This is a genomic window from Aurantimicrobium minutum (assembly GCF_002355535.1).
GTDB lineage: Bacteria > Actinomycetota > Actinomycetes > Actinomycetales > Microbacteriaceae > Aurantimicrobium > Aurantimicrobium minutum.
This window is the reverse complement of sequence record NZ_AP017457.1, coordinates 817,411-844,219: the sequence shown is the minus strand read 5'-3', so window position 1 is coordinate 844,219 and position 26,809 is coordinate 817,411. Positions and strand designations below refer to the sequence as shown.

Below are 26,809 nucleotides of genomic sequence, written 5' to 3'. Positions count from 1 at the left end.
TATGGCTGTTGAAATTCGTGGCGGGATCAACCTGCCCGCACGTCGAGAAGACATTGAACTGCACACCAGTGATGGGCTGACCTTGGTGGGGGAGTTAGCGCTCCCTCTCGAAGGTGACCCGGTTGCAACTTTGGTGACCTTGCACCCTCTGCCTACCGCAGGTGGCTTCATGGACTCCCATATCCTGCGTAAAGCTGCTGGCAGACTGCCCGCGCTAGCGCAGTTAGCCGTATTGAGATTCAACACCCGTGGCACGAAGTCTGCTCGCGGACACAGCCACGGCGAATTTGGCCACGGCGTTGATGAACGCGCTGATGTCGCTGCCGCAATGGATTTTGTTCACCAGCGAGGACTTCCACACCCTTGGCTTGTCGGCTGGTCTTTTGGAACTGAGCTGGCGTTGAAATATGGCCGGGAGCACGCTATCGATGGCGCCATTTTGCTGTCCCCGCCATTGCATCGTGCTACAGCAGAGGAAGTAGCTGCATGGAATAACGACCACCGTCAGCTTGTTGCCCTCGTCCCCGAGCATGATGACTATTTGCAGGGACCTGAAGCGCGTGAGCGCTTCTCTACGGTCTCTCACATTGACATCGTTGAGGTTGAAGGCGGAAAGCACCTGTGGGTGGGCGAGAACCAAACAAAGCGTGTCCTCAACGAAATCGTCGAAAGAGTCAACCCCTCTGCCGCGCCTTTGCCAGAGTTCTGGGAAGGCGAGTTCGAAGGCTCAGCGAAATAAAGAGGTTAGATCTGGTCTTGTGCTGGGTAAACGACCTGTTTGACCACCAGCACAATTGACGCTGCGATAGGAATCGCAACAAGTGCTCCAAGAACTCCCATCAATGTTCCACCAGCCAGTGCGGCAATAACGACGATGGAACCAGGGATAGAAATGGCCTTGTTCATGATGCGTGGGCTGAGCACGTAGGCCTCAATCTGCATGTAAATCAAGAAGTAGATACAGATAATCAAGGCTGTTTCAGGTCCGGCCAAAAGAAGCTGACCGGAGGTCACCAAGATCCAGGAAAGCACTGTACCAACGAGAGGAATCAGTGCGAACAAGAACGCAAGGAAACCAAAGAGCAGGGCTTGCTTTCCACCGATGAGTGTCAACACCAAGAATGCGAGGAAACCGTTGAGGACAGCCAACGAAATCTGTCCCACAACATATTTACCGACACCGCCGGTAATTTCCTCGCTCATGCGAATGAAGTTGTCGCGACGGCTCTTAGGAACAAACTTGTAAACGGTGTCCTTCACCAGCTGCAGTGAAGCGGTGAAGTACAAGGTCAAAATAACCACAATCAGCGTTCCGCTGATTGCGTTAGCTACGCCAACTCCTACAGCTAATGCACCACCGGCAATCTTGCTGATGTTTGCTGGGTCACTAAAGAATTTCCCTATTTCAGCAATTACCGCATTGATGTCGACAACATCGCCAAACTGCTTATCGAGGAAAGCAATCCAATCCTGAGTTCGCAGTTGAGTTATTTCTGCTGGCAAATGGGTCCACAATGAGACCATTTGGTCAATCATCGCGGGAACAATGGCGAATAAGACACCGACGAAAACGCCCAGAACTCCCACGACTACGGTGGCAATTGCGGCCCACTTAGGGAATTTCTTGGTTTCAAGCCACTTCACTGCAGGGTCAAGACCCAAAGATAAGAACATGGCAATAAAGATGTAGGTGAGAACTGTTGCCAAGGACTGCACTGCAGTCATCAGGATGATTCCTAGACCAACGCCCAAGCTACCGATCAGACCGGCGCGGAATGCGTTTTGAATTTTCACTGGGAAAGCTCCTTTTTCGTGGCACGCTTCGTGGGGCGCGGTGCCACCGGAAGTGTTTTCTCTAACTCCAACCGTAGCGCGTCAAAGAATGAAGCGACGGATTCACGCTCAAGACGTATGTCTTCAAGCTGGGTATAAATCGAGGCAAGAACAGCAGCAACATACTTTTCGGCATCAGCAATGATTTTGCGGGCGTGAGTAGTGGCCGCATCCTCGGTAGCAGCTGCCTTCTTGCGTGCCTGCTCAATAATGTGCTGTGCATCTTTATCAGCAGTGTTTTCTTGTGCAGCTAACTGTGCTTCCAGTTCGCGCTGTGCGGTTCTCGAAATCGCTAGCTGTGCCTCTGCAGAGGCGAGGTACTTATCTGTCTGCAAAACAGATTCTTGGTGTCGTTGTTCAATATCGTGTTCCATCTGAGCGCGAACAGCAGCGCCATCAGCGTTGAGCTTGAGAATCTGCATAATCTCGTCGCTGACCGTGACTCCTTTGTCTCGGCCAGCTACGAGGACCAAACGCAACTCGGCAGCTTCACGCTGGGCATCAGCAATGATCCGACTTGCTTCATTGCGTGACTCAGCACGCATTTTTGCGCTCAGCGTTGAACTGTCACCATGAATTTTCTTTGCTTCAGCCTGGGCCTCGGCAATGATGCGATCTGCTTCAGCTTGTGCGGAAGAAATAATTTCTTCAGCTTCAGCAGTTGCTTCCTCGCGAAGTTCGTGAGCATTCTGAAGAGCTTCAGCTCGAACCTGCTCATACCCTTCGCGCGCAGATTCTATGAATTGGCTTGAGGTTTTCTCAGCCGCTGATCGAATCAGCAGGGCATCACTTTCCGCGTTGAGAATAATCTGGCGTGCTTGTTTGTCTGCTTGAGCGAATTTCTTGGCCAGTTGTGCTGTGAGTCCGGCTGGCGTGGGGCTTGCCTGATTGTTGAGTTCTAGTTCGAGCTCAGCTACCCGCTCTTCTAGGGCTTTCAGTTGATTGAGAGTGTCATCGTGCAGCGTTTTGGCGGCGAGCAGTTCGCGGCGAAGTTTCTGCACTAACGCGTCTACTTGCTGAGGATCGTATCCACGCAAGACGCGAGAAAACGAGGATTCAGAAGACACTGTTCCCTTCCATACTCCCGACTTTCGGGAGAAAGCAACCCTGTGAGTCTACCTAGGTGTGAAGCCATAATCTGCGCCGGATAAGGGGAAAAAGCCCCTCACAGGTTTCCCTCACGTGTTTCGGGTATCTTTATTAGGACTTAACGTGACGTTGGTGACCGAATCTGGTGTCATGAACGTGCATACGTACTAGGAGACAAATCGTGCGGTTCATTATTGCTATTGGCGTGTTCGTCGTAGCGGCCATTCTGCTTGGCATCGGTGTAACCCAGAAACTTTTTTTCTCCGGCCCCGAAATGATCACCCTCAGTGCGGAAGTAAATCCAAATACTCCCTACATGGTCATCGACGGTAAGACTCTTACCCTCCACGGAAACACCCCCTACATCACAGTTTCTGGAGCCAGTAAAGGAAACTTTGTTGGCTACGGTCGCACAGATGACGTTAAAGCCTGGATCGGCTCAGATGACTTTGACGCCTTGGGGTACTCCACAAACCAGAGCAAGTTTGTTCTCGCTGAAGGCAAGCCCCTAGTCGAGGATCCAGAAAACCCTGCTTTGACAGAACTTCCTGAGCAGACTGTTATCTCTCCTGCTGGCAGTGATCTCTGGCTTGGAGAAGCAAACGCTCAAAAGGCTGCGACCGTGCCTACCGAACTGGACAAGAGCATGTCTGTCATCATCGCTTCGGATGGGACAGCTAATGCTCCAGGTGACGTGACAATTTCATGGCCACTGCCGAGCGCTGTTCCGTTTGCCACGGGATTCATCATCATCGGTGGTGTGTTGGCACTGGTGGGCTTGATTTTGTATTTGTGGGCATTGCGCCATGACCGCAACTCTCAAGGCCCCAGGCGTCGGGGATCAGGTCCTAAGCCACCTAAGCCTCGTAGCTTGAGCATGCCGAAACCTAAATCTTTGGTAAGTGCCGCGGCCAAGGGCCGCCGTGCACTGCCACGGGGCTCTAGCTTCGTGGCTCTGGGCCTCGCAGGTGTGCTGACGGTGGGATTGAGCTCGTGCAGTCCTTTCCAAGCTCCACAGGCACCAGCTGAGCAAGCAACTCCTTCAGCGACGCCAACTCCTGGTATCGAAGGTGAACCCCCAGCTGTGACTGAACGCCAGCTTGGTGTGATTCTGGAGAAGATTTCTACCGTCGTTTCTTCGGCAGATTCCACACTCGATGCAAACCTGTCGGCAACGCGATTGATTGGACCTGCTCAGGAAATTCGCGCGGCTAACTATGCCATCCGCAAGGTTGACGGCGGTGTTCCCGCATTGCCTGCTCTGGCAGCATCGCCCATTACATTTGTTATGCCTCAGGCAACTAACGCATGGCCCCGCCAGGTCATCGCTGTTGTGCAAAACGAGAAAGATCCTTCCGTTCCCACCATGGGGCTGATGATGATCCAGAATTCTCCTCGGGATAATTACCACATTGAGTATTTGGTCACGCTGGAACCAAATGCCTCCGTACCAACCGTTGCGCCAGCAAATGTTGGTTCCGCTTTGGTCATGCCAGATTCCAAACTGCTCATGATTTCACCTGACCAGCTTTCTGCCGCATATGGTTCAGTCCTGATGCAAGGTGAAGCAAGCCCCTATTACGGTTTGTTCGACCTTACTGCAGACACCCTCGTAACGCAGGTGGGTAAGACATACAAAGACCAAAAGATTGGTTCACTCTCTGGTCGTGCATCGGTTGAATTCAGTCAGTCACCGGGAACTGGAGTTCCCATGGGCTTGGCAACACTCGACTCTGGTGCCATAGTGACCGTCGGTTTGAACGAGGTTGAAACCGTCAAGCCCACCGAAGCAGGAGCATCGGTCAGCCTTGAAGGCCAAGCTAAAACACTAAGCGGTATTTCCTCTTCTCCTACAGGTGTGGAATCCACCTATGGCTTGCAACTTGCCTTCTACGTTCCGCCATTGGGCAGCACAGAAAAGATTCGCCTCCTGGGATACACCCAGGGCCTGATTGCAGCAAAGGGACTCTAATGTCGATGCCGTCACTTCCTAACCTACGTGGCGCGGTTGACCTCAGTTCACTGGTAAACCGCCCAGCGCCTGGATCGGTGAACACCGCTGGTGGAACTCGAGCACCGGGCGAACCCTCTGCTCCAGTTTCTGCGGGAACATCGGTTCCAGTTCCACAATTGGTTCTCGAAGGAACAGACACCAACTTCACTGCCATCTTGGATCTGTCGAACCAAGTACCCGTCATTGTTGACCTGTGGGCAGACGAAGCCCCCCAGTGTGCTGAACTTTCTCCGATTCTGGAAAAGGTTGTACTGGCATTTGAGGGGCGCCTGATCTTGGTTCGTGTGAACGCCGTCGAGAACCCTCAACTGGCGCAAGCTTTCCAAGCACAAACCGTTCCAACGACTGCTGCAGTGCTTGCTGGTAGACCTCTTCCACTCTTTGCTGGGGTTGCCGCAGAAGCGGACATTCAGAACCTGTTTGAACAAGTTCTGGAACTTGCTGCACAAAACGGTGTTGTGGGCATTGCCAAACCTGCAGGAGCTCCTGCCGGTGAAGCAGGTGCTCCAGTTGAGCCACCAGCACCTGCTCTGCCACCATTGCACCAAGAAGCTTTTGATGCTGCAGAGCGAGGAGACTATCCAGCTGCAATCGTGGCGTGGGAGAAGGCTCTGAAGCAAAACCCTAACGACGCAGATGCGAAGGCGGGGCTTGCCCAGATTTCCTTATTGCACCGTCTGCAAGGCAAAGCGATGGCAGATATTCGTGCTGCAGCTGCAGCTAACCCTCAGGGGTTAGCGCAGCAGCTCGATGTTGCAGATCTCGACGTCTCCGGCGGTCACATCGAGGACGCTTTTGATCGTCTTCTCGTGCTTTTTCCCACCTTGGATCAAGATGGTAAGAACGTCGTTCGTGCCAGGTTGCTTGAGCTTTTTGAGGTTGTCGGTGTGACTGACCCTGTCGTCAATGCCGCACGGATGCGACTGACGAACCTACTGTACTAGCTACTTCGCAGGCTTGTAGAAGAAGAGAACACCCAAAGGTGGCAGGGTAATTCGAGCGGAGTGTTCGAAATTGTTCCACTGGTCCTTGGTTGCAGTCACCTTGCCCATGTTGCCCACACCGGAACCACCAAAGTCCTGAGCATCAGAGTTGAACAGCTCAGTCCAGACTCCACCTGAGGGCAAACCAAGCTGGAAATCATGGTGAGGGTTTCCCGCAAAGTTCGATACCACAGCTAACGCGTTGCCCTTGGAGTCATAGCGAACAAATGAGACAACATTACGGCCGTTATCTGCACCATCAATCCACTGGAAGGCTTCAGGCTCGCTATCGCGCTGCCACAGTGCGGGGGTGTCCTGATAGACCTTATTGAGCTGCTTCACCATCCGCTGCAAACCTTGGTGGGCAGGCTGGTCCAAAATCCACCAATCCAGGGAGCGTTCCTGGCTCCACTCTGAGGGCTGACCGAACTCTTGCCCCATAAAGAGAAGTTGCTTGCCAGGATGGCCCCACATGAATGCCAAATATGCGCGCATATTTGCCAGCTTTTGCCAGTGGTCGCCTGGCATTTTGGCTAGAAGTGATCCCTTACCGTGAACGACCTCGTCATGAGAGATCGGCAGGATGAAGTTTTCACTAAACGCATACTGGAATGAGAAAGTGATATCCCAGTGGTGATACTCCCGATACATCGGATCGGTGTGGATGTATTCGAGGCTGTCGTGCATCCAGCCCATGTTCCATTTGAAACCAAAGCCCAAACCGCCACCTTCGGTTGGGGCGGTGACACCACCCCAGGAAGTTGACTCCTCGGCTGCCATGATGACACCAGGGTGGTGTTTATAAACGGTGGCGTTGGCTTCTTGCAGGAAGTTGATTGCTTCGAGGTTTTCGCGTCCGCCGTATTGGTTGGGCAGCCACTGGCCATCTTCGCGACTGTAATCCAGGTACAACATGGATGCGACGGCGTCGACGCGTAAACCATCAATGTGGAACTCTTCGATCCAATACAGTGCGTTGGCCACGAGGAAGTTGCGCACCTCATTGCGACCAAAGTCAAAGATGTAGGTTCCCCAGTCGGGATGCTCACCCTTGCGAGGATCAGCATGTTCGTAGAGAGGCTGACCATCAAAACGTGCCAAAGCCCATTCGTCCTTGGGGAAGTGGCCGGGAACCCAGTCCAGGAGCACTCCGATTCCCGCATCGTGCAGGCGGTCAATGAGATACTTCAGATCATCTGGGTCGCCAAAGCGTGCAGTTGGAGCGTAGTAGCCAGTGACTTGGTATCCCCAGGAAGGCCCATAAGGGTGTTCTGCCAACGGCATAAACTCAACGTGGGTAAAGCCAGTTTCAAGAACGTGACCAATGAGGTCATCTGCTAGCTGGCGGTAAGACAATCCTTGGCGCCATGAACCCACATGCAGTTCATAAATACTCATGGGGGCAGCATGTTGAGCAGTTTTTGCTCGCTTGGTCAGCCACTTCTTATCGCCCCACTTGTAGGTGGAGTGAGCAATGATGGAGCCCGTCAGTGGTGGGCACTCAGTTTGGCGCGCCATTGGATCGGCACGTTCAACCCAGTGGCCTGCTTTGGTGAGTATTTCAAACTTGTAGACCTCACCGGGGTGCACATCGGGCACAAACAGTTCCCAGACGCCACTCGAGCCCAGTGAACGCATCGAGTGGCCTTCGCCGTTCCAGTTGTTGAATGTTCCTTTCACACGCAGGGCTTGAGCGTTAGGAGCCCACACACTAAATGCGGTTCCTTGAACTGTCCCCTTGACTCCGCCATGGCCGATATAGCGAGCACCGAGTACTTCCCAGAGCCGCTCGTGTCTTCCTTCACGAATCAAGTGCAGGTCTAGCTCACCAACGGTGGGGGCAAAGCGGTAGCCGTCTTCTGCAATCCACTCCGAGCCGTCGGGGTAACGGGTTTCAATTTTGTAATCCTGCAAACCGAGAGTGTGTGCACCCTCCCAGATGCCGTGACCGGCGTGACTGAGCTCGATACGGGCTTTGCTGCCCAATATGGCGATGACCTCAGAAGCCAAGGGGCGTCGAGTGCGAATAATCGTGACGTGATCTGTTGAGCCCTCGACAGCAATCAGGTGCTGTCCCAACACACTGTGCGGGTCGTAATGGCTTCCCTGAGCAACCCACGCAAGCAGGCCGTCATCGAGCTGGGGTGTGTGCCAATCCGAGAGGGCAGTTTTCTTCGTAGTAGTTTTTTTGGCTGCAGCTCTTTTCACGGCTGGCTTTTTCTCGGTCACGAGTTCACTCCGCTCACATGCAAAATATGGACTGGCTCAGTGAAAGGATCCAAGCGTACGTAGTTATCTGCACCCCAAGTCCATTCTGTGCCGGTGATGAGGTTGGTTACGGTGAGGGTGTCACCGTGTGTGGCGCCGAGCGTGGTGAGATCCAAATGCACGGTGGTTTCACGCACTGAGTGAGGGTCAGTGTTCACCACGATGATGAGGGTGTCGGAGCTTCCGGTTCCCGTAAATTGGGCATCCAAGTGTTTGCTGTAACACAGGATTGCATCATCGTCAGTGCGCTGAATGGTGATGTTGCGCAGTTGTCCCAAAGCAGGGTGTTCTGCACGGATTGTGTTCAACTGTGTCAGATAGGGAGCTAGGGAGGTCCCGGCCTTGTCGATGGCAGCCCAATCGCGGAATTTATATTCGAACTTTTCGTTATCGATATATTCCTCTGCACCTGGGCGGGCAACAGATTCATAGAGCTCAAAACCGGTGTACACACCCCACAGTGGTGCGGCTGTTGCCGCGAGCGTGGCGCGAATAGTGAAGGCGGCAGGCCCCCCGAATTGCAAGTATTCGGTGAGAATATCTGGCGTGTTCACAAAAAGGTTAGGCCGCATGAAATCTGCCGTGTCATTCGAAATCGAGCGGAAGAATTCTTCCAACTCCCACTTCGTGTTGCGCCAGGTGAAATAAGAATATGACTGCTGGAATCCCACTTTGGCAAGAGTTTGCATCATGGCTGGGCGAGTAAACGCTTCAGCTAAAAAAACAACTTCGGGATGTTTGCTGTTAACTTCAGCAATCAGCCATTCCCAGAAATCGACTGGTTTGGTGTGTGGGTTGTCAACCCTGAATGTGGTGATTCCCTGAGAAATCCAGAACAAAACCACCCGCAGAACCTCAGCACGAATGCCTTCAGGGTCGTTATCAAAATTGATGGGGTAGATGTCTTGATACTTCTTGGGTGGGTTTTCTGCGAAGGCAATGCTGCCATCGGGCAGGGTGGTAAACCATTCAGGGTTTGTTTTTACCCACGGGTGATCAGGAGCTGCTTGCAGGGCAAGATCTAATGCAACCTCGAGCCCGTTCTTTTTTGCTTCTTTGAGGAAAAAGGCAAAGTCAGAAAAGTCACCCAGGTCGGGATGGATAGCATCATGGCCGCCGTCTGCAGAACCAATAGCCCACGGAGAGCCTGGGTCACCTGGGTTTGTGACCAAGGTGTTGTTGGGGCCTTTACGGTTGATGGTGCCGATGGGGTGAATGGGGGGCATGTATAAAACGTTGAAGCCCATTTTTGCCACAGCCGTTAAACGTTTGGCTGCCGTGCGGAAGGTACCCGACGTCCAGGAACCATCTGCATTGAGCTTGGCCCCCTCGGAGCGGGGGAAGAATTCATACCAGTTAGCAAACCCGGCACGCACGCGCTCTACACGAAGTGGGTATTCAGCGGAGAAGGTTTCCAAGCTAGAAATCGGGGCGTGTGAAAGCAGGGCATCAACTTCTTCGCCACTGGCTTTTTCAAAACGAATCAGTGGGTCAATAGTTGTATCTGCCAATGCGGTTGCAACAGCCGCCAGTTTTTTGCGGTGGGTAGCGGTCCTCGAGGGCTCCTTGGAAGCTCGAGTGAACAGCTCGGAGCCGATGGTCAGCATCAACTCCACATCAATTCCTAGAGGAATCTTAACCTCAGCGTTGTGATGCCATGTTGCATAGTCATCCGAGTAGGCCTCAACGGTGAAAGTCCACGCACCAGGCTTATCTGGCTGTGCTTGAACAATCCACCTGTCGGTGCCAGGACCTGCAGAGTGCATCTGAAGCCTCGAAGACTTTCCTTCGGGGTTGCGTAAATGCAGTGCAACACCGATCAGGTCGTGACCTTCACGGAAACATGTCGCGCTGAAAGGGACAACTTCTCCGACAAACGATTTCGCAGAAAGCTCAGGCACCCCCAGATCAGGGCGAACGTCGAGAATGGGAATGCGGCCGATGGATGAGGGTTCCATAATCGAAAACTACTCTCTTGCAGTGTGTTCTGGAAACTACGAGTTTGCAGCGTTGAACAACAAAATGGATGTTCCCGTGAGTTTGAACGTCTCACCTGGGCGAAGCACGCCGGGAACATCTCGAGGAGTGTGGTGGGGACTAAACCACAGTGGCTCGTAGAAGAGAACCCCCTCATGTTTGGGGACCACCACAGAAGTGGGTTGTTCGGTTCCGTGAATGATCATCAAAATACGGTTGAAATCACCAGATTCTGGGGTGCTCGCGGCAACATATTGCAGCGTGCGGTTGTGAGGATCTTCCCAATCCTCCAACTCCATCATTTCGCCCTGGGTGTTGTACCAATCAACCTGACTGGCACTGGGAATGCGCTCGCCGAAGACACCAAACTTTGTTGGACGCAGTGCCGGATGTTCCTGGCGCATCTTTGTAAGGTGTTTGGTGGTGGCGAGCATGTCTTGCTGCCACTCCTGGAGCTCCCAGTTCACCCAGGTCAAGGGGGAGTCGTGACAATAAGCGTTGTTGTTTCCGTGCTGGGTGCGACCGAATTCATCGCCGGCGGTAATCATGGGGATACCTGCGGACAGAAGCAATGTGCCCATCAAATTACGCATCGTGCGCCGGCGTGCAGCAATCACATCTGGATTATCTGTGGGGCCTTCCACACCATGATTGAAGGAGCGGTTGTTATCCGTTCCATCACGGTTATCTTCACCGTTACCGATGTTGTGCTTGTAGTTGTACATCGTCAAATCGTTCAACGTAAAGCCATCATGTGCGGTGATGAAGTTCACGGAGGCGACCGGGCCGCGCTCAGCAGAGAATGTGTTGCTTGATCCTGCCAGACGGGTGGCGAAACCGCCCACACCGGTGGGTGCAATGCCGGTCTCTCGAGCCTGTGCAATATCAGGAAGCCAGAAGTTACGGATGCGATCGCGGTAGCGGTCGTTCCATTCGTGCCAGCCATCTGCAAAGTTTCCGGTCTGCCAGCCGCCTAAGCCAACATCCCACGGCTCCGCGATGAGCTTGGTGTTGGAGAGCACAGGATCAGTTCGTATTGCCTCGAGCAGTGGGTGGTCTTTTTCGTACTCTGCATCCTCATTGCGACCCAAGGTCACAGCAAGGTCAAAACGGAACCCGTCAACCTGAACCTCTTCGGCCCAGTAACGCAGCGAATCAAGAATCAGTTTTTGGACAACAGGCTCAGAGGCATTCAAAGAATTGCCGCACCCTGTGGTGTCGATATATTCACCATCGGGTGTTTGGCGGTAGTAGCTCGCGTTGTCTAAGCCTCGGAAGCTCAGACGTGGGCCGAACTTACCTTCCTCAGCAGTGTGGTTGTACACCACATCAAGAATGACCTCTAATCCAGCAGCGTGGAGGTCCTTGACCATCTGTTTGAATTCGCGAAGCACCGCAGATGGTCCCTCTGCGCGAGATTCATGGGTGGCATACGCCTCGTGGGGAGTGAAGAAATTAAGGGTGTTGTAACCCCAGTAGTTGGTCAGGCCCTGTCGAAGAAGGTGTTCTTCGGAGACAAAGGTGTGCACCGGCAGTAGCTCAACTGCGGTCACGCCCAGCTCGGTGAGGTAGGTCGTCATCGCTTCGTGACCAAGACCGGCATATGTTCCGCGCAGTTCGAGCGGAACACTCGGATGCATCTTGGTTAGACCTCGAACATGTGCCTCATAAATGACGGATTGATCCAGTGGGGTCTGTGGTTTGGTCGAGTCTTCCCAATCAAAGCTGGTGTCTACTACGACATTGCGCCACTGGTTACCAACCTTGCTCAAACCTTTGGCGTAGGGATCAATGAGGAGTTCTTCAACCGAGAAGGAATCTTGCGGACCTGCAGGGCCCCATGCTTGCAGCGAATACTCAGCACCAGGAATGAGCTTGGAGGATGTGGTGCTCCACACCCCTGCCTTTCCCTTTTTCAACGAGTGGCGTTCAGCTATGTGGTTGCTGCCGGGAGCCTCATAGACCAGTAGGTCAATTCCCTCAGCATGCGCACTAAAAACCTTGAGCTCGCCACCGTTTCCGGTTTGGCGCACGCCAAGGTTGTTCAGTGCAGGAGGGATAGTCACTCGAAATAGACTATCCAGATACATTGCCAGTATGTTTCGAACGCGGTGACCTGGCAGAAAATTGGTTCAACAACAGCTTGAAGGAGAGGAGAACACCCGTGGCCTATCTCGACCATGCCGCCTCCACTCCAGTGCGCCCCGAAGCAGCTCAAGCATTCACAGATGCCCTCCACCTGGCAGGAAACCCCTCTTCTGTTCACCGCCACGGTCAAGCGGCTCGAGCACTTGTTGAAGACGCCAGAGAATATCTGGCCACCGTGCTCGGGTGTGAACCCATTGAAATCATCTTTACCTCCGGTGGCACCGAATCCATCAACCTCGCCCTCGTCGGGCTCTTTCGGGCATCTGTTGAGAAAGACGCTAAGCGCAACCGCATTATTGTTCCTGAAGCAGAACACCACGCCACCTTAGACACCGTGTTGTGGTTGCAAGAGCACGAGGGTGCAGTACTTGAGTGGATTCCCGTCGACAGCCTGGGACGCATAGATGTCACTGAACTTAAAGAGACGCTCGAGCGTGCCGGTAGTGCTGTAGCTCTGATGACCATGTTGTGGGCCAATAACGAGGTGGGCACCATCCAGCCTGCGGCGGAAGTTGCCGCGCTCGCCGCACAATACAAGGTTCCTCTCCATATCGATGCGGTTTCTGCATTTGGCCATATCCCCATCAACTTTGCCCAGCTGCGCGAAGAAACAGGTGCAGAAGGAGCAACTGGTCTTGTTGCTATGAGTCTTTCTGGCCACAAGTTCGGTTCCGTGCCCGGTGTCGGTCTGCTCATCGCCAGCAGGCACGCCCAGCTGGAACCCCTCATTCATGGTGGGGGACAGCAACGTGGCCTGCGCAGTGGAACACTCGATGCTCCAGCCATCTCTTCTATGGCTATTGCCGCGTTGATGACAGATAAAGGGTTTGCTGAGCAAACTCGGCGATTGAGCACACTGCGTGATCTCACAATCTCGAAAATCCAAGAGTTGGTTCCTGAGGCTGTTCTCAGTGGTGATCGCGTCAACCGCCTCGATAACAACGTCAACTTCACCTTCCCGGGCTGCCAGAGTGATTCCCTACTCTTCTTGCTTGATGCCATGGGGGTCTCAGTCTCCACCGGTTCAGCATGTCAGGCTGGCGTGGCGCAGCCTTCCCACGTATTACTGGCGATGGGCTATGACGAAAAGGGAGCATCTTCTGCTATCCGCGTCTCACTAGGTCACAGCACAACCGAAGAAGAACTTGAAGAATTCTTTGCCGCACTGCCTGAGGCATATGAGCGTGCACGAAGGGCCGGCACAACTTCCTAGGCTTTGGTCAGCTGGGGCACCCGGTCACGGCTTAAACTTGGTTTATGCGAGTTTTAGCGGCGATGAGCGGTGGAGTAGATTCTGCCGTTGCTGCTGCGCGCGCTGTTGAAGCGGGCCATGACGTTGTTGGCGTTCATCTTGCCCTGAGCCGTATGCCCGGAACTTTGCGCACCGGAGCCAGGGGCTGCTGCACGATCGAAGATTCGATGGACGCCCAGCGTGCTGCCACAATGCTGGGCATTCCCTATTACGTGTGGGACTTCTCCGAACGCTTCAAATCAGATGTGGTGGAAGATTTCATCTCTGAATATCAAGCTGGCCGCACGCCAAATCCCTGCATGCGCTGCAATGAGAAGATCAAGTTTGCTGCCCTGATGGAGAAGGCACTGGCCTTAGGTTTTGATGCGGTCTGCACTGGCCACTACGCCAATGTTGTTCCAGATGCCCACGGCAATCTTGAACTTCACAGGGCAAGTGCCTGGGCTAAAGACCAGTCCTATGTCTTGGGGGTCCTTACCAGTGAGCAGTTAGCTCATGCCATGTTCCCGCTCGGGGACACTCCGTCCAAGGATCTCATTCGCGCAGAAGCTGCACAGCGCGGCCTCAGTGTTGCGCAAAAGCCAGACAGTCATGACATTTGTTTCATTCCAGATGGAGATACTCGAGGCTGGTTGGCAGACAAAGTGGGCATCAGCGAGGGTGACATCGTTGACACTGAGGGCAACAAACTAGGCACACACGAAGGAACCCCGGGATTCACCATTGGTCAACGCAAGGGTCTTCACATTGGAACCCCCGCCCCAGATGGTCAGCCTCGGTTTGTTCTAGAAATTCGGCCCAAGTCCAACACTGTTGTTGTTGGTCCTCGCGAAGCACTGGACATCACTGAGATTGCAGGCACCAGTTACACCTGGTGTGGCCAAGCTCAAGAAAACCCTGAAACTGCTTTTGAGGTTGATGTTCAGATTCGTGCTCACGCAGATCCTGTACCTGCGATAGCTCAGTTGGTTGGTGACGAACTTGTCGTTCGTCCGACCACCCCACTGAACTCTGTCGCAGCAGGGCAAACAGCAGTCATTTATGTGGGTACGAGGGTGTTGGGCCAGTTCACCATTTCTCGCACCGTCAGTGATCTCAACACTGTGCTCACCGAGAAGGCCACCACATGAGTGGGGACGCTCTGTTCGGTGATGATTTAGAAATCGTTCCCGAACTCAGTGAGTTCGAGAAAGCTCAACACGAAGCCGAAGAGCTGACTTCCAAAATCTTGGATGCTCGTGACGCCTATTACGAGCGAGACGAAAGCCTTATTGCTGACGTTGAATACGACGCACTGATTCACCGTCTGGAAGAAATCGAACGCGAATATCCCGAGCTTCAGGGACAAGACAGCCCCACATTGTCTGTTGGTGGGAAGGCTACTGAGCTTTTTGCTCCAGTTGCCCACGCCGCACGCATGATGAGCCTGGACAATGTTTTTTCCGAGGAACAGTTCATGGACTGGGCGGCACGTATTCGAAAAGACACTGGGCGTGAGGTCAACTATCTCTGCGAGCTGAAGATAGATGGCTTGGCCATCAACCTTCGCTATGAAAACGGTGTGCTCGTTTCTGCTGCAACCCGAGGTGATGGTGTTGTTGGAGAAGATGTCACTGCGAATGTGTTGACGATCAAGTCCATTCCCACGCGTCTTGCCGGGCAAGGGCACCCGGCACTGGTCGAAGTGCGCGGAGAAATCTTCTTTCCCGTAGAAGCATTCCGAAAATTGAATGTGGAATTAGCTCAGGCTGGTGAGAAGGTCTTCGCTAACCCGCGTAACGCCGCAAGTGGGTCCCTCAGGCAAAAAGACCCAGAAAAAACTGCTACACGCCCTCTGAGCATGCTGGTGCACGGAATTGGTGCGTGGGAAGACACTCCCGTCCCCACGCAGTCAGAGGTGTATGAGCTCTTGAAGAGCTGGGGACTTCCCACATCAACGCATTACCGCGTAGTCAGCTCCGCACAAGAGGCGGCCGCCTTCATCCGAGAGATGGGTGCAGCTCGGGATTCTGTAGAACACGAAATCGATGGCATCGTCATCAAGGTCGATGACATGGCCACTCAGCGTGAGCTGGGATCCACTTCTCGCGCGCCACGTTGGGCTATCGCCTACAAATACCCACCCGAGCAGGTCAACACCAAGCTGGTCGATATTCGGGTCAGCGTGGGTCGCACCGGACGGGCCACACCCTATGCGGTCGTCGAACCCGTCAAGGTTGCCGGCTCCACCGTAGAGTTCGCTACTTTGCACAACCAAGACGTGGTCAAGGCCAAGGGTGTGCTCATCGGTGACACCATCGTCATTCGCAAGGCTGGCGATGTTATTCCTGAAGTTCTCGGCCCCGTGCTGGAACTGCGTGATGGCACTGAGCGTGCGTTCGTGATGCCCGAAGGCTGCCCAGAGTGTGGTGCAAAGCTGGCACCTGCCTCTGAGGGTGATATTGATCTGCGGTGCCCTAACCAAAAGAGTTGCCCTGCCCAGGTTCGTGGCCGTGTCGAACACATCGGTTCACGAGGTGGCCTCGACATTGAAGGTCTCGGCGAAGTAGCTGCAACGGCACTGACAAACCATAAAGATGGCGAACAGCCCCCGCTTGAAACCGAAGCCAACCTGTTTGCGTTGACCTTAGAAGATCTCAAAAAAGTTCCCTACTTCGTTAATGCTGACGGCACTGAATCCAAAAACGCAGTGGAGCTCATTGCGAATTTGGAGCTAGCAAAAACGAAGCCGCTGTGGCGTTTGCTTGTTTCGCTCAATATTCGCCACGTTGGGCCTGTTGCCGCGAGAGCACTGGCAAATCATTTCGGTTCTCTGGATGCCATTCGTTCCGCCAGCATTGACGAGCTTGCAGCTGTCGATGGCGTCGGCACCATCATTGCTGAGTCATTGAAGAATTGGTTTGATGTTGACTGGCATCAGGACATCATTGAGCAATGGAAGGTAGCTGGTGTTCAGTTTGCAATTCCTGGACACGCGGGCCCTGGTGCTGTTGCAGAGATTGAAGGCCCCTGTTCTGGACTGACCATAGTTGCCACGGGATCTCTCGAAGGATTCACTCGCGAGGGAGCTCAGGAAGCAATCATCTCTGCAGGTGGCAAGCCCGCATCGAGTGTGTCGAAGAAGACAGACTTTGTTGCCGCAGGACCAGGTGCTGGATCAAAGCTTACGAAGGCAGAAGAACTGGGTATTCCGGTTCTGGATGCTGAAGGGTTCGAGAAGCTTCTTGCCGAAGGACCCAGTGCCTTTGGCTCGGTAGACTAAATACTCAATCACCCGAACTTTCAGGTTCGTTTGTAGTGCACGGAGAATCATGTCTGACATTTCTGCCGAGCAAGTGCGCCACCTGGCAAACTTGGCTCGTATTGACCTTTCCGACGCGGAAATCGCGACGATGACCACTGAGTTGGGCCAGATCATGGAAGCTGTTGCTTCTGTGCAGGCTGTTGCTACTCCCGATGTGCCTGCAACCAGCCACCCCATTCCCCTCAAGAACGTTTACCGTCCCGATGTTGTCGCTGATGTGATTGCTACCGACAAGGCATTGGCCTCTGCACCCGAGCACGATGGTTCGCGCTTCAAGGTGTCGGCAATTTTGGGGGAGGAGCAGTAATCATGTCTGACCTCATTCACAAAACTGCTGCCGAGCTCGCAGAAATGCTCGCGGCGGGAACCACAACTTCTGTTGAGATCACCCAGGCACACCTCGACCGTATTGCTGAAGTTGATGGCGACCTCAATGCTTTCTTGCATGTCAACGCTGAGGTGTCGTTAGAAGCAGCGAAAGCTTCAGATGCACGCCGTGCTGCTGGAGCACCACTGAGTTCTCTCGATGGTGTTCCCATCGCCATTAAAGATGTTCTCGTAACTACCGATATGCCCTCCACCTCGGGTTCCAAGATTCTTGAAGGGTGGATGTCACCTTATGACGCCACCGTGGTGACCAAAGTCCGTGAAGCAGGGTTGGTGCCTCTGGGTAAGACCAACATGGATGAGTTCGCTATGGGGTCTTCCACCGAACACTCCGCATATGGTCCAACACGTAACCCGTGGGATTTGGACCGTATTCCTGGCGGTTCCGGTGGTGGTTCTGCTGCAGCAGTGGCCGCGTATGAAGCTCCTCTCGCTTTAGGTTCAGACACGGGTGGTTCTATTCGCCAGCCCGCACACATCACGGGAACTGTGGGCGTGAAGCCTACCTACGGTGGTGTTTCTCGTTACGGTGCTATTGCTCTGGCATCCAGCCTGGACCAGATTGGTCCCGTTACCCGAACCGTAATGGACTCTGCCTTGCTGCACGATGTGATCAAGGGTCACGATGTGCATGACAGCACCTCACTGAAGGACGAATGGCCTTCCTTTGTGGAAGCAGTCAAGAATGCCAACGTTGCAGGCCTCAAGATTGGTGTTATCGAACAGCTCGACGGTGAGGGCTTCCAGCCTGGTGTTCTTGCTCGTTTCCACGATGCTCTGGAACTTCTCAAAGAAAATGGTGCAGAAATTGTTCCTGTTTCTTTGCCCAGCCTGGAATATGCGGTTGCTGCGTATTACTTGATCCTTCCTGCGGAAGCATCCAGCAACTTGGCCAAGTTTGACTCCGTTCGCTTTGGCCTGCGTGTAACCCCTGAAGGCGGTGGAACCGTGGAGCAGGTGATGTCTGCAACCCGTGAAGCTGGTTTCGGTGCTGAAGTAAAGCGACGCATCATCTTGGGTACCTATGCACTTTCTGCTGGGTACTACGACGCGTACTACGGCTCTGCTCAGAAGGTGCGCACGCTCGTGCAGCGCGACTTTGCAGATGCGTTTAGCAAGGTTGACGTTCTGGCTTCGCCCACTGCACCCACCACGGCGTGGAAGCTCGGTGAACAGCTCGACGACCCCGTTGCAATGTGGCGTGGAGATGTTGCGACCATTCCTGCCAACATGGCAGGTATTCCTGGCATCAGCATTCCTGCTGGTCTCGCGGACGAGGACGGATTACCTGTCGGCATCCAATTCCTTGCCCCCGCTCGTGAAGATGCACGCCTGTATAACGTTGGTGGCGCACTCGAAGCTCTGCTGGAACAGAAGTGGGGTCACACGTTGATCAGCCAAGCACCAGAACTCAAGGGAGGGGCGCTCTAATGGCTCAGGCAAAGCTCATGGACTATGACAAGGCGCTCGAACTGTTCGAGCCCGTGCTCGGTTTTGAAGTTCACGTTGAACTTTCGACAAAGACCAAGATGTTCTCAGCAGCACCCAACAACTTTGGTAGCGAGCCCAACACCAACATCACTCCCACCTGCTTAGGTTTGCCTGGTTCACTTCCTGTCGTGAACGAAGAAGCTGTGCGCTACTCCATCAGCTTGGGCCTTGCCCTGGGCTGTGAGATTGCAGAATCTTCTTCCTTCGCGCGCAAGAACTACTTCTACCCTGACCTCGCGAAGAACTACCAGATCTCTCAGTTTGATGAGCCCATCGCGATTAACGGAAACGTGGAAGTAGAGCTGCCTAACGGTCGAATCATCCAGGTCGACATTGAGCGTGCTCACATGGAAGAAGACGCGGGAAAGCTCACCCACGTAGGTGGTTCCACCGGTCGTATTCAGGGCGCGGAATACTCCCTCGTGGACTACAACCGTGCTGGTGTTCCCCTGGTGGAGATTGTGACCCGCATGATTGAGGGCGCCGAACACGACGCCCCCGAACTGGCCAAGGCGTATGTTGCGACCATTCGTGACATCGTCCTGGCTCTCGGTATCTCTGACGCAAAGATGGAACGCGGAAACCTGCGCTGTGACGCAAACGTGTCACTGCGTCCTCGTGGATCCGACAAGCTCGGCACCCGCACCGAAACAAAGAACGTGAACTCCCTGCGTTCGGTTGAGCGGGCAGTGCGCTACGAAATTCAGCGCCAGGCGCAGATCCTTGCTGATGGTGGAACCATCATTCAGGAAACCCGCCACTGGCACGAAGACACCGGAGCAACCAGCGCCGGTCGTCCCAAGTCTGATGCTGATGACTACCGCTACTTCCCAGAGCCTGACCTGCTTCCTGTAGTGCCAGACCCAGCTTTGATTGAAGAGTTGCGTGCAGCACTTCCCGAGAAGCCAGCTGAGCGCCGTCGTCGCCTCAAAGCTGAGTGGGGTTTCACCGACCTGGAATTCCAGGATGTGGTGAACTCTGGTCTGCTTAACGAGATTACGGAGACTGTTGCTGCGGGTGCTACTCCTCAGGCAGCACGTAAGTGGTGGACGGGTGAGATTGCTCGTTTGGCTAACGCAGCTGAGGGAGATGCCGGTATCGACATCACACCTGCGCAGGTTGCTGAACTCCAGCAGCTCGTGGACGAGGGCACTCTGACGGACCGTTTGGCTCGTCAGGTCCTTGAAGCAGTTGCTGCCGGCGAAGGTTCGCCACGTGAGATCGTGGAGACCAAGGGTCTTGCTGTGGTCAGTGATGACGGCGCACTGATTGCCGCGATCGACGAAGCTCTTTCCGCTCAGCCGGATGTCCTCGAGAAGATCAAGGACGGCAAGGTTCAGGCAGCTGGTGCTGTTATTGGTGCTGTCATGAAGGCTATGCAGGGTAAGGCGGACGCGGCACGCGTTCGTGAACTCGTGCTTGAACGGGCCGAAGCGCTCTAAACTAAATGTGTGGTTGGCGTGAGCACACGCCCTGATATGAAGGAGCTTCCATGCGAGTTCTCTTGTTTATCGTCGTGATGGCACTTTCTGTTGGCTCCTGCTGGACCATGGGACAGGCATTCGCTTACCCCGAATACGGCGCATGGATCTTCGCCGCTGGAGTTCTCGGTGCAACCCTCGCATTCGGTCTCGCTTCTAGGTGGAACCGCGCCTAACATTCTTCACATCGACATGGACGCGTTCTTCGCGTCCGTGGAGGTATTGGATCGACCCGAAGTTGCCGGCAAACCTGCAGTTGTTGCACACGATTCGCCGCGCTCTGTTGTCACGAGTGCAACCTATGAAGCTAGGGCTTTAGGTATTCGTTCGGCGATGCCGTTAGTCACTGCCAAGCGGCTGTGCCCAGATGTCATTGTTTTAGAACCCCACTTTGAGAAGTATCGGGCGTATTCCAAGAAAGTGATGTCTATCTTTTATGACTTCACGCCCGTCGTTGAACAGCTTTCTATCGACGAAGCTTTTTTGGATGTCTCAGGTGCACAGAAAATTTTTGGCACTCCAGAACAGATTGCCCAGCAAATAAAAGATCGTGTTCGTGATGAGACGGGATTGCCCTGCTCTGTGGGAGTAGCGAGTACAAAGTTTGTGGCAAAGCTTGCCTCAACAAAGTCGAAACCTAACGGCTTGCTGGTTATTCCAGAAGAAGAAACGTTGGCTTTTTTGCATCCCCTCCCAATTGAAGCAATCTGGGGTGTGGGCAAGAAAACAGCTGAGGTGTTGCACAAGCGAGGGTTACACACTGTTGCAGATATTGCCCAGTCGCCTCCAGCTAGTTTGATTTCAGCACTAGGCCAGGCCGCAGGGACCCACCTCTATGAATTGTCGTGGGCGCGGGACCCGCGCCCAGTATCAACCCAGCGGGCAGAAAAAAGCATTGGCAAAGAACACACCTTCAATGAGGACGTCACGGACGCTGTGAAGCTCAAAGCCACACTGTTGTTCCAAGCCGACCATGTTGGAGCCCAGCTGCGCAAAGCGCAGCTCGAGGCTCGAACAATCGGCTTGAAGGTCACGTTCTCAGACTTTGAATCGCTCACCCGCAGTCGCACACTGCCAGAAGCAACCAGTGTCGGACGAGAAATACACAAGGTGGTGTGTGAACTTCTCGACGAGCTCAAAACCGGCGGCAGAGCGATTCGTCTCATTGGTGTTCGCGCTGCATCCTTGGTGGATGCAGGTACGCAACAACTCTCGTTGTGGGGCGACGAGGCTGACGCCTGGAAAGAAGCAGAGATTGTGATGGATCAGGTGGGAGAAAAGTTTGGCCCCGATAGTGTTCGTCCCGCCTCGTTCTTGCGTAAGATTGAACGAACACGGGAGTCCGGTACACCGGGCTGAGAGGAAAGTTTCGTAACTTTCGACCGTCGAACCTGATCTGGATCATGCCAGCGCAGGGAGGCATTCTCAACGAATAATCCCGTGCCCTCATTTCAACCGAAAGGGGCACGCAAGTGCACGCAACAACTGTAAGTAAGTACCGCTGGCGCGTTGTCGATATCGTCGTCGCAAGTGTGATTGGTGTCGCATCCGGCATCATTTTCTGGGCCTGGGGTTTGGCCTATGGGCCACTCTCGGCAGCACTGTCTGCAACACCAGGCTTCACTGCACTACTCGGTGGTGGGTGGCTGTTCGCCGCTGTCCTGGGTGGTTTGATCATCCGCAAGCCTGGCGCCGCAATCTATACCGAACTCATTGCAGCAACCGTTTCAGCGCTGTTGGGTAGCCAGTGGGGCTTTGGAACGCTCATCTCAGGTCTTGTTCAAGGCCTCGGTGCTGAGATTGTCTTTGCCCTATTCCTCTACGCCAACTGGTCTGTTTTTACAGCTGTGTTTGCTGGTGCTGGAGCGGGTGTCGCGATGAGTATCAATGACTTAGTTGTTTGGTACCCCGGTGTCGACTTCGGATTCCAGGTCACTTATGTCATCTGTGGGGTGATTTCTGGTGCCGTCATCGGCGGATTGATGTCCTGGTTTATTGTTCGAGGTTTAGCCAGGGCTGGGGCACTGAGCAGATTCGCTGCAGGGCGTATCAGCTAGGTGGCAACTCTTTCAGCGCAGGAGTGGGGCTGGCAGTACGCTGCCCGCTCTACCCCTACGCTGAGCAATATCTCTTGCGAGATTGCTCAGGGCGAGCGGGTTCTGCTCCTTGGGGCCTCTGGTGTGGGTAAAAGTACCCTACTCAGGGCCTTCGCGGGTGTGCTCGGTGAGGATGAGGGAACAGAACAGGGTTCCGTCCTACTCAATGGGCTGCCCCCGCTCAATTCCCGTGGTCGCATTGGTCTCGTGTTACAAGATCCAGAGAACCAAGTCATTTTGGAACGCGTCGGTGACGATGTTGCTTTTGGTTGTGAAAATCTCGGCATTCCTCGTGAAGAAATCTGGCAGAGAGTGGAGGCAGCCTGTGATCTTGTCGGGCTGAATGTTCCACTCAACCACTCAACTTCCGCATTATCCGGCGGTCAAAAACAGAGACTGGCATTAGCTGGTGTACTGGCAATGCAACCAGAAATCATTGCCCTAGATGAGCCCACGGCAAATCTTGATCCTGCAGGAGCTCTCGCATTGAAGAATGCGTTAACCAAGGTCGTTGATGCTACCGGTGCAACCATCGTGATGGTTGAGCATCGTGTGGAGCTGTGGTGGGATTTTGCCACGCGCATTATTGTGCTGGGGCGAAACGGTGTGATGTGGGATGGGCCGCCGGCACAGTTACCCCAGGAGAAAGCTAGTGAGTTCGAGAAGACTGGCATTTGGCTCCCGCATGTGACCAAACCAGTTCCGCGCCGAGGTACAACAGGGGAAACACTCCTCATAACCCAACAACTTGAGGTCGGATATCCGGGTTCTACAGCCCCCCTTCCCGTTGCGGACCTCGATGTTCACGCCGGTGAAGTCTTGGCCATCATGGGACCCAATGGTGCTGGGAAAACCGCTCTCGCCTTGACTTTAGGTGGGCTCATACCCGCGCCATCAGGCAAGGTTGTTGCTACTGCACAGCTGCGTGGAACTGCACGATCGGATGAACCCATTCAATGGCGCTCCCGCGAACTCTTGAGCCGTATTGGCAGTGTCTTCCAGGCACCCGAACATCAATTTATTGCAGCAACTGTTCGAGAAGAACTCTCGGCTGGGCCGAGGGCGCTGAAACTTCCAGAGACCCAGATCCTTACTCTCGTCGATTCGCTCATGCAACGGTTACATCTTTCAGATCTGGCGGATGCGCATCCATTTACGCTCTCTGGTGGGCAACAGCGACGACTATCTGTAGGAACTGCATTAGCTGCACAACCTGCGGTGCTGATTTTGGACGAGCCTACCTTTGGCCAGGATGCCGCAACCTGGTCACAGATGGTGAAGCTGCTGAGTGAGCTTCGTGATGAGGGCCATGCCATCGTTACCATCACTCATGATGAGGCTCTTGTTTCTGCTCTTGCCGATCGGGTTGTGAGAGTAGGTGGTGAGCATGTCCTCGATTAACCCGATTGCCAAACTATGTGCAGCAGCCATTCTTGGCGTGGTGCTGCTGTTATCGCTCGATCCAGTTTCAGCGGTTGTTGCTTTGATCTTTGAGTGTGCATTGTTACCTTTTGCTGGGGTTCCTGCCAAGAAACTCATCAAGATTCTCTCGCCGTTACTCATTGCTGCACCCTTCGCAGGATTATCAGGTTTGCTGTATGGGCGTGATGAAGGCAACACGTTTGTTGTTATCGGTCCATGGAACATAACTCAGGGCGAGGTTGCTCTGGCAGTAACCATTACTTTGCGCATTCTGGCTGTGGCACTTCCAGCAATTGTGCTTTTTGCTACAACAGACCCCACTGATTTAGCTGATGCACTGGCGCAGTTATGGAAGCTTCCTGCTCGGTTCGTCCTAGGCGCGCTTGCGGCAATTCGCATGTTGGGTCTGATGCGTCAGGACTGGAACATGCTCAGACTTGCCCGCCGTGCTCGGGGAGTTGCTGATGGAGTTGGGTCAATCAGGGCAAGTGCCCGGTTGTTGAGCTTGGCTTTGGCGTTACTCACTTTGGCAATCCGCAGAGGTAGTCTGCTGGCAACTGCTATGGAAGCTCGGGCATTTGATTCACCGATTGCCAGAACCTGGGCAAGACAGTCTGAGTGGCGGGTGCAAGATGGTTGGTTTATTGCTGGAGCATTCTTTGTGGCAGGAATATCTGTCACTGTTGCTGTGATGACGGGAGCGTGGAATTTTGTTATCTCCTGATATCGAGCAGATTATTGCTCACATCTATCAGCTCTCCACGGCCTACAACGAGAGTGTGAAACACACTCGTGGTGCTCCGGCACCCACGTTCCTACTCGATGGTCCTAGTGGAGCTGGAAAAACCACACTTTCTGCCGAGCTGGAAAAGCACTGGAATTCGGCAGTAAAACTACAAATTGTGCACATGGATGATTTGTATCCAGGCTGGAATGGTCTCCTCGAGGGAGTTAGCACAGCAGCCCGCATGCTTAATGAGCGTTCAGCTGGGCAAGACACCCACTGGCAGCAATATGACTGGTCGCAGGAAAAGCTCACGCAGTGGCATTCAGTGGATGCCCGTGAACCACTGCTTATTGAAGGCTGCGGGGCACTGCCACAAGGAGCACAGAACCTTTCACAGGTGCGCTTGTGGCTCGATGCTGACACAGAACTGCGCAGGGAACGCGCTCTTTCTCGAACGGGTGAGAACTTTGCCGAGCATTGGAGTGACTGGGATGCCCAATTTGAAGAATATGTGCGTATCCACAACCCGCAGTCCATTGCGACACTTCAGGTGCGCTCAACCGAGTAGCCTAGAAGTATGACTACACCAGATCACACCGACGTCTACTTCACCGCCGAGTTCATTGACGGTCCACTCGCAGGTACCGCTGAGGAACGTGTCCTCGTTCGTGGCACTCACGACGAGAAGCTCAGCGAGGTCGCCCTCGTCGACGGTATTGAGTCAATCTTCCGTTACTTCGCGGTAGACAGCCGAGAGGTTGCTGGCAAACTTCACGTTCGCTACACCTTCAACGAGCCAGCGAGCGACACCTACACCTCAGAAGACGAGAACGAATAGACGTTCCCCCAACTAAAAAAGTAGCCCCAGGACAAAAAGTTCTGGGGCTATTTTTTGCTTTAGTTAGCTCTCTTCGGTTTCCACCAACGCAGAAGCAATCTCTCTAGTTGCCTGGGCTTGACGTGCAGTAACTGCTCGAACAATCCACAGCGCCACAGCACACACCACAAGGGTGAAGCCCATCAGCAGCGCCTGTGCCATAACGGCGAGAACAACAACACCAATTATCAATACCGCTATCGCCGCAAAGCCTGAAAAGGCGCTGACGTTATCTTTGGTCCTCGCCGATTTTGTGTAGTTCTCAGATAGCAGAGCTAGGCCTTTGTTGCTGTCCGTATCGGTACTTACCGTCTCAGTGACCTCAGCGGGATTCTCACCGACGTCAAGATCTTCGTTGACGGCGGAAGGATTGCGTAATAGGCGAATGTATTTGTTCGAGATGGACTCAGTATCCATCGTCTCGAGAACATACTCCGGGCTGGTGCGTGCCTTGTTGCGGTTCTTGAAATCGTTGAGGAGGTCATCAAATGCATCCTGTGCGTCTGGCGCAGGTGAAGGCGATGCATTCATAGTGTTTATTCCCCTAGATAAATCACTTCAAAGTATAGGGGAAAACACCTATCAACTGGGGAATAAATCCTGTCAAATAGTGGGTTTTTACGTGTTAACTAGCGAAGTCCCGGAAAATGTAATCTTTTCCGGGACTTCGATTTTGGGGTGAGTAACGGGGCTTGAACCCGCGACCCCCTGAACCACAATCAGGTGCTCTACCAACTGAGCTATACCCACCAAGGGTGTTTCCGGCGAACCGTCAACTCAATAATCTTACACGCTTGACGCAGGGAGAAAAACTTGGTTTACGAGTACTTGGCAACGACTTCGGCTGCTATTTTGCCGGCCTCTTCGCTGGAAGGCCCCGGGCTCGGAATCAAGAGCGCGTGACGGTAGTAATCAAGTTCACGAATCGACTCTTGAATATCCGCTAAAGCGCGGTGGCCACCATCTTTCGTGGGGGAGTTGAAGTAAACCCGAGGGAACCAGCGGCGAGCCAGCTCTTTCAACGAGGAAACGTCTATGTTGCGGTAATGCAGGCGAGCATCCACCTCAGGCATATAGCGAACAATAAATGCGCGGTCGGTGCCAATGGAGTTGCCGCACATCGGGGGCTTCTGGCCTTCAGGAACGTGCTCGTTGATGTAAGCAAGAACTTGAGCCTGGGCATCGGCAAGGGAAACTCCGTTGGGAATTTCGTCAATCAGCCCCGAGGTGGTGTGCATGGTGGTGACAAATTCACCCATGTTGTCCAATGCTGCCTGGCTTGGGTTGATGACAACATCAAAGCCCTCATGAACCGCGTTGAGTTCCGAGTCAGTAATGATGACGGCCACTTCAACCAACTCGTCAACATCGAGGTTGAGTCCGGTCATTTCACAGTCGATCCAGACCATGTACTCATTCGGTGTTCCCATACTCACAATTCTAGGTGTGAGCACAGACAA

At 53.8% G+C, this 26,809-nt stretch carries 23 protein-coding genes, 1 tRNA gene and 1 riboswitch; of the genes, 16 read left to right on the top strand and 8 right to left on the bottom strand.

Annotation, left to right across the window (positions count from 1 at the left end; translation table 11 throughout):
* The first annotated feature begins 1 nt into the window (after position 1).
* Positions 2 to 739, top strand: a complete 738-nt coding sequence (locus tag AUMI_RS04100) for an alpha/beta hydrolase (protein ID WP_096381611.1) — start codon at positions 2 to 4, stop codon at positions 737 to 739.
* A 5-nt stretch (positions 740 to 744) separates the two neighbouring features.
* Here the strand turns inward: AUMI_RS04100 and AUMI_RS04095 are convergent, their stop codons facing one another.
* Together AUMI_RS04095 and AUMI_RS04090 are read right to left on the bottom strand one after the other, a co-directional pair.
* The gene (locus AUMI_RS04095) at positions 745 to 1,794 is read right to left on the bottom strand and encodes an AI-2E family transporter (RefSeq protein WP_096381609.1); all 1,050 of its coding nucleotides are present in this window, start codon (positions 1,792 to 1,794) and stop codon (positions 745 to 747) included.
* Positions 1,791 to 2,900 (bottom strand): DivIVA domain-containing protein, encoded by a 1,110-nt coding sequence (locus tag AUMI_RS04090; protein WP_096381606.1) that lies wholly within the window; start codon positions 2,898 to 2,900, stop codon positions 1,791 to 1,793. The genes AUMI_RS04095 and AUMI_RS04090 overlap by 4 nt, the downstream gene beginning before the upstream one ends.
* Positions 2,901 to 3,103: 203 nt before the next feature.
* Between AUMI_RS04090 and AUMI_RS04085 the strand changes: the two genes are divergently transcribed.
* Together AUMI_RS04085 and AUMI_RS04080 are read left to right on the top strand one after the other, a co-directional pair.
* A complete protein-coding gene (locus AUMI_RS04085) occupies positions 3,104 to 4,894 on the top strand; it encodes a DUF8094 domain-containing protein (RefSeq protein ID WP_096381604.1) in 1,791 nt (596 codons plus the stop codon).
* The gene (locus tag AUMI_RS04080) at positions 4,894 to 5,880 is read left to right on the top strand and encodes a tetratricopeptide repeat protein (RefSeq protein WP_096381601.1); all 987 of its coding nucleotides are present in this window, start codon (positions 4,894 to 4,896) and stop codon (positions 5,878 to 5,880) included. The genes AUMI_RS04085 and AUMI_RS04080 overlap by 1 nt, the downstream gene beginning before the upstream one ends.
* Here AUMI_RS04080 and glgB read toward each other — a convergent pair whose 3' ends face one another.
* The 3 genes from glgB to glgX all read right to left on the bottom strand — a co-directional run bounded on the left by glgB (position 5,881) and on the right by glgX (position 12,230).
* Entirely contained in the window at positions 5,881 to 8,046 is a 2,166-nt protein-coding gene (gene glgB, locus AUMI_RS04075; RefSeq protein WP_425338943.1) for a 1,4-alpha-glucan branching protein GlgB, read from the bottom strand.
* A 98-nt stretch (positions 8,047 to 8,144) separates the two neighbouring features.
* Positions 8,145 to 10,145, bottom strand: coding sequence for an alpha-1,4-glucan--maltose-1-phosphate maltosyltransferase (locus tag AUMI_RS04070; protein ID WP_096381599.1), 2,001 nt, complete (start codon positions 10,143 to 10,145; stop codon positions 8,145 to 8,147).
* A gap of 36 nt (positions 10,146 to 10,181) precedes the next feature.
* A complete protein-coding gene (glgX, locus tag AUMI_RS04065; protein WP_231951692.1) occupies positions 10,182 to 12,230 on the bottom strand; it encodes a glycogen debranching protein GlgX in 2,049 nt (682 codons plus the stop codon).
* Positions 12,231 to 12,328: 98 nt separating this feature from the next.
* On the opposite strand from glgX, the gene AUMI_RS04060 reads away from it, so the two are divergent.
* From AUMI_RS04060 to AUMI_RS04005, 13 genes are all read left to right on the top strand, one after another.
* Positions 12,329 to 13,525, top strand: a complete 1,197-nt coding sequence (locus tag AUMI_RS04060; RefSeq protein WP_096381594.1) for a cysteine desulfurase family protein — start codon at positions 12,329 to 12,331, stop codon at positions 13,523 to 13,525.
* Positions 13,526 to 13,569: 44 nt separating this feature from the next.
* Complete coding sequence (gene mnmA / locus AUMI_RS04055) at positions 13,570 to 14,694, top strand: tRNA 2-thiouridine(34) synthase MnmA (RefSeq protein WP_096381591.1); 1,125 nt, start codon at positions 13,570 to 13,572, stop codon at positions 14,692 to 14,694.
* Positions 14,691 to 16,826 carry an NAD-dependent DNA ligase LigA gene (gene ligA, locus AUMI_RS04050; protein WP_096381589.1) on the top strand — a complete coding sequence of 712 codons (2,136 nt, stop codon included), beginning with the start codon at positions 14,691 to 14,693 and terminating at the stop codon, positions 16,824 to 16,826. The genes mnmA and ligA overlap by 4 nt, the downstream gene beginning before the upstream one ends.
* A gap of 49 nt (positions 16,827 to 16,875) precedes the next feature.
* Entirely contained in the window at positions 16,876 to 17,175 is a 300-nt protein-coding gene (gene gatC / locus AUMI_RS04045) for an Asp-tRNA(Asn)/Glu-tRNA(Gln) amidotransferase subunit GatC (RefSeq protein WP_096381586.1), read from the top strand.
* A gap of 2 nt (positions 17,176 to 17,177) precedes the next feature.
* Complete coding sequence (gatA, locus tag AUMI_RS04040; RefSeq protein WP_096381584.1) at positions 17,178 to 18,686, top strand: Asp-tRNA(Asn)/Glu-tRNA(Gln) amidotransferase subunit GatA; 1,509 nt, start codon at positions 17,178 to 17,180, stop codon at positions 18,684 to 18,686.
* A complete protein-coding gene (gene gatB / locus AUMI_RS04035; protein WP_096381581.1) occupies positions 18,686 to 20,188 on the top strand; it encodes an Asp-tRNA(Asn)/Glu-tRNA(Gln) amidotransferase subunit GatB in 1,503 nt (500 codons plus the stop codon). The genes gatA and gatB overlap by 1 nt, the downstream gene beginning before the upstream one ends.
* A 50-nt stretch (positions 20,189 to 20,238) precedes the next feature.
* A complete protein-coding gene (locus tag AUMI_RS08160) occupies positions 20,239 to 20,403 on the top strand; it encodes a hypothetical protein (protein ID WP_172418252.1) in 165 nt (54 codons plus the stop codon).
* A 16-nt stretch (positions 20,404 to 20,419) separates the two neighbouring features.
* Positions 20,420 to 21,586: a DNA polymerase IV gene (dinB, locus tag AUMI_RS04030; RefSeq protein WP_148664049.1), complete on the top strand. Its 1,167-nt coding sequence runs from the start codon at positions 20,420 to 20,422 to the stop codon at positions 21,584 to 21,586.
* A riboswitch (TPP riboswitch) is annotated at positions 21,552 to 21,662 on the top strand. It overlaps the preceding gene by 35 nt.
* A 37-nt stretch (positions 21,663 to 21,699) precedes the next feature.
* Positions 21,700 to 22,284: an ECF transporter S component gene (locus tag AUMI_RS04025; RefSeq protein ID WP_231951690.1), complete on the top strand. Its 585-nt coding sequence runs from the start codon at positions 21,700 to 21,702 to the stop codon at positions 22,282 to 22,284.
* A complete protein-coding gene (locus tag AUMI_RS04020) occupies positions 22,285 to 23,724 on the top strand; it encodes an ABC transporter ATP-binding protein (RefSeq protein WP_096381576.1) in 1,440 nt (479 codons plus the stop codon).
* Positions 23,711 to 24,469 (top strand): energy-coupling factor transporter transmembrane component T family protein, encoded by a 759-nt coding sequence (locus AUMI_RS04015; RefSeq protein WP_096381573.1) that lies wholly within the window; start codon positions 23,711 to 23,713, stop codon positions 24,467 to 24,469. The genes AUMI_RS04020 and AUMI_RS04015 overlap by 14 nt, the downstream gene beginning before the upstream one ends.
* Positions 24,456 to 25,040, top strand: coding sequence for an AAA family ATPase (locus tag AUMI_RS04010; protein ID WP_096381572.1), 585 nt, complete (start codon positions 24,456 to 24,458; stop codon positions 25,038 to 25,040). The genes AUMI_RS04015 and AUMI_RS04010 overlap by 14 nt, the downstream gene beginning before the upstream one ends.
* A gap of 9 nt (positions 25,041 to 25,049) precedes the next feature.
* A complete protein-coding gene (locus tag AUMI_RS04005) occupies positions 25,050 to 25,310 on the top strand; it encodes a hypothetical protein (RefSeq protein ID WP_096381569.1) in 261 nt (86 codons plus the stop codon).
* Between the two features lie 63 nt (positions 25,311 to 25,373).
* Here the strand turns inward: AUMI_RS04005 and AUMI_RS04000 are convergent, their stop codons facing one another.
* The 3 genes from AUMI_RS04000 to orn form a co-directional block, all read right to left on the bottom strand.
* A complete protein-coding gene (locus tag AUMI_RS04000; RefSeq protein WP_096381567.1) occupies positions 25,374 to 25,880 on the bottom strand; it encodes a hypothetical protein in 507 nt (168 codons plus the stop codon).
* 143 nt (positions 25,881 to 26,023) lie between these two features.
* A tRNA-His gene (locus AUMI_RS03995) sits at positions 26,024 to 26,099 on the bottom strand.
* A 68-nt stretch (positions 26,100 to 26,167) separates the two neighbouring features.
* The gene (gene orn, locus AUMI_RS03990) at positions 26,168 to 26,779 is read right to left on the bottom strand and encodes an oligoribonuclease (protein ID WP_096381564.1); all 612 of its coding nucleotides are present in this window, start codon (positions 26,777 to 26,779) and stop codon (positions 26,168 to 26,170) included.
* Between the last annotated feature and the right edge of the window lie 30 nt (positions 26,780 to 26,809).

Bases quoted from the DNA above. Each gene is read 5' to 3' on its own strand.
- AUMI_RS04070 (WP_096381599.1), bottom strand. From the start codon at position 10,145: ATGGAACCCTCATCCATCGGCCGCATTCCCATTCTCGACGTTCGCCCT.
- gatB (WP_096381581.1), top strand. From the start codon at position 18,686: ATGGCTCAGGCAAAGCTCATGGACTATGACAAGGCGCTCGAACTGTTC.
- dinB (WP_148664049.1), top strand. From the start codon at position 20,420: ATGGACGCGTTCTTCGCGTCCGTGGAGGTATTGGATCGACCCGAAGTT.
- mnmA (WP_096381591.1), top strand. From the start codon at position 13,570: ATGCGAGTTTTAGCGGCGATGAGCGGTGGAGTAGATTCTGCCGTTGCT.
- orn (WP_096381564.1), bottom strand. From the start codon at position 26,779: ATGGGAACACCGAATGAGTACATGGTCTGGATCGACTGTGAAATGACC.
- AUMI_RS04100 (WP_096381611.1), top strand. From the start codon at position 2: ATGGCTGTTGAAATTCGTGGCGGGATCAACCTGCCCGCACGTCGAGAA.
- AUMI_RS04080 (WP_096381601.1), top strand. From the start codon at position 4,894: ATGTCGATGCCGTCACTTCCTAACCTACGTGGCGCGGTTGACCTCAGT.
- AUMI_RS08160 (WP_172418252.1), top strand. From the start codon at position 20,239: ATGCGAGTTCTCTTGTTTATCGTCGTGATGGCACTTTCTGTTGGCTCC.
- AUMI_RS04015 (WP_096381573.1), top strand. From the start codon at position 23,711: ATGTCCTCGATTAACCCGATTGCCAAACTATGTGCAGCAGCCATTCTT.
- gatA (WP_096381584.1), top strand. From the start codon at position 17,178: ATGTCTGACCTCATTCACAAAACTGCTGCCGAGCTCGCAGAAATGCTC.
- gatC (WP_096381586.1), top strand. From the start codon at position 16,876: ATGTCTGACATTTCTGCCGAGCAAGTGCGCCACCTGGCAAACTTGGCT.
- ligA (WP_096381589.1), top strand. From the start codon at position 14,691: ATGAGTGGGGACGCTCTGTTCGGTGATGATTTAGAAATCGTTCCCGAA.
- AUMI_RS04000 (WP_096381567.1), bottom strand. From the start codon at position 25,880: ATGAATGCATCGCCTTCACCTGCGCCAGACGCACAGGATGCATTTGAT.
- AUMI_RS04005 (WP_096381569.1), top strand. From the start codon at position 25,050: ATGACTACACCAGATCACACCGACGTCTACTTCACCGCCGAGTTCATT.